Here is a 2899-nt window from a genome sequence, read left to right on the forward strand (position 1 = left end):
CCACGCGCTCGGCATCGACATCGGCCGGGGCTGGCTGCGGGTGGCGCTCGCGGATCTGGACGGCGCCGTGGTCGCGCGCGCCGACGTACGCAACCGGGCCCGCAGTTCGGGGGCGATGGCCGACCTGGTGGTCGCCACCGCCCGCCAGGTCGTCGCCAACTCCGGCCTCGGCACCGACGAGGTGGCCCACGCGGTGGTGGGCACACCGGGCGTGTACGACGAGAAGCAGCGCCGGGTGCGGTACGCGATGCACCTTCCGGGCTGGGGCCGGGCAGGCCTGTTCGACCGTATGCGCGAGATGCTGGGCATCCCGCTGGAGGTGCACAACGACGCCAATCTCGCGGCCCTCGGCGAGTACACCTACGGCGTCGGCGCGGGCAGCCGGCTCTTCGCGTACATCATGATCGGCACCGGACTCGGCATGGGCGTGGTCAGCGACGGGCGGCTGTTCACCGGGGCGCACGGCGGGGCCGGGGAGATCGGGTTCCTGCCCTGGCCGGGGCAGCACAAGCCGGAGACGCTGGAGGACGCGGTGTCGGGGGTGGCCGTCGTCGAGGCGGCGCGGCACTTCGGCATGACCGGACAGCTCACCGCGAAGGCCGTCTTCGACGCGGCGCGCGAGGGTCATCCCGCGGCCGTACGCGCCGTCCACCTGGAGGGCGAGCGGATCGCGCACACGGTGGCGGCCGCGGCGGCGGTGCTCGATCCCGATCTGGTGGTGCTGGGCGGCGGGGTGGGCCACAGCATCGACCTGCTGCTGCCGCCGGTGCGCGAGACCCTGCGCACTCTCACACCGCTGCGGCCGAAGATAGTGCCCAGCCGGCTGGGCGAGGACGCGGTGCTGCTCGGCGCGGTGGCCACGGCGCTGGGCACGGCCCGTGACGTGGTGTTCGACCGGCGGTCGGTCTCCTGATCAACTGGACCGCGGCGCCCGGTGATTGACACCACCGACTCGGCGACCTAGCTTGTGGGCCCAGTTAGTAAAGTTTCCTAACTTGCAGTGCCGTAGCGCGGATGATCCCCCACCCCCAAAGGAGACCACCGTGTTCGACCGCTCTGCCCCCCATCGGCGCCTGGCCACGGCCGCCGTCGCTCTGAGCCTCCTGGGCACCCTCGCGACGGGAGCGTGGACGGGGTCCCGTGACGCCGGACCGGCCACCGCCGCCCCCGCCCGTACCCGTGCCACGCCGGTACCGTCCACGGCAGGTGGCACCACCGCGCTCTCCGGCTACGCGATCCAGTCGACGGCCGAGGTCACGGACTCGGCTGCCGACGTCTCCAGCCCCGGCTATCCGGCCACCGGCTGGTATCCGGCGGGCTCGCGGTCCACGGTCCTCGCGGCGCTGCTCGCGGACGGCGTGTACGCGGATCCGTTCTACTCGACCAACCAACAACGCATTCCCAAGGCCGACTTCACCGTGCCCTGGTGGTACCGCTCGGACTTCACGGTCGGCGACACCACCGAGCGCAGCCATCTGGACTTCAGCGGGGTGATCTCCGCCGCCGACGTCTACGTCAACGGCAAGCGCGTCGCGGACGCCACGGAGGTGGCGGGGGCCTACACCCACCACGAACTCGACATCACCTCGCTGGTACGGGCGGGCACGAACACCGTCGCGTTCCGCATCCGGCCCAACCAGCCCGACCAGGACCTCACCATGGGCTGGATCGACTGGATCCAGCCACCGCCCGACGAGAACATGGGCATCGTGCGTGACGTCCTCGTCCGTCGCGGGGGCCCGGTCGCGCTGCGCGACGCGCACGTCGTGAGCAGGCTCGCCGTCCCCTCGCTCGCCTCCGCGGACCTGACCGTGAAGGCGCGGGTACGCAACGACTCGGGCACGGCGGTCACCACGACGCTCTCCGGCACCGTCGGCTCGACGGCGGCCTTCGGCAGAGCCGTCACGCTGCGCGCGCACGAGACGAAGTCCGTGACGTTCACCCCCTCGGACTCCCACGGCCTGCACCTGGACGCGCCGAAGGTGTGGTGGCCCGCGGGCATGGGCGGGCAGCCGCTGTACGGCCTCGGTCTGACCGCCACGGTCGCCGGCACCGTTTCCGACACCGCGCACGAGGACTTCGGCATCCGCGACGTGAAGGCCCCGCTCGACGCCGACGGCGCCCGGCAGTACCGCATCAACGGCCGCAAGCTGCTGATCAGGGGCGGCGGCTGGTCCCCCGACGAGTTCCTGCGCTGGGACCGGACGTACGTGGCGGACCGGCTGAAGTACGCGCTCGACCTGGGCCTCAACACCATCCGCCTCGAGGGGCACCTGGAACCGGATGAGTTCTTCGCCCTCGCCGACCGGTACGGCATCCTCACGCTGCCCGGCTGGGAGTGCTGCGACAAGTGGGAGGGGAACGTCAACGGCAGCGAGTCCGGCGCCCCGTGGACCGCCGCCGACCACCCGGTCGCCAAGGCGTCGATGGCCGCGGAGGCCGCGCGGCTGCGCGACCACCCGAGCGTCGTCTCCTTCCTGATCGGCAGCGACTTCGCACCGGACGCCACGATCGAGAAGGACTACCTCGACGCCCTGCGAGCCGCCGACTGGGCGACCCCCGTGGTCGCGGCGGCCTCCGACAACTCCGCGCCCGTCAGCGGCCGTTCGGGCATGAAGATGACCGGCCCCTACGACTGGGTCCCGCCGGACTACTGGTACGCGAAGCGCGAGGGCGGCGCCACCGGCTTCAACTCCGAGACCAGCGCGGGCCCCGACATCCCCACCCTCGACACCCTGCGCCGCATGATGTCCCCCGCCGAGCTCGACACCCTCTGGAAGAACCCGGGCGCCCCGCAGTACCACCGCTCACCGTCGGCGACCTTCGGCACCCTGAAGATCTACGACGCCGCCCTGGCCGGTCGCTACGGCCCGCCGACGGGCCTCGCGGACTACGTGCG

Annotated in this window: 2 protein-coding genes; both read left to right on the forward strand. The window is 72.2% G+C overall.

The window, feature by feature from the left end:
* A partial coding sequence (locus ABZV34_RS38120) for an ROK family protein (protein WP_356287485.1) occupies nucleotides 1-913 on the forward strand: 913 nt, incomplete at its 5' end.
* A 130-nt stretch (nucleotides 914-1043) separates the two neighbouring features.
* Nucleotides 1044-2899, forward strand: a 1856-nt coding sequence (locus ABZV34_RS38125) for a sugar-binding domain-containing protein (RefSeq protein ID WP_356287488.1), incomplete at its 3' end; no start/stop codon positions are given.

It is taken from the genome of Streptomyces sp. NPDC005195 (genome assembly GCF_040608315.1).
GTDB lineage: Bacteria > Actinomycetota > Actinomycetes > Streptomycetales > Streptomycetaceae > Streptomyces > Streptomyces kaempferi.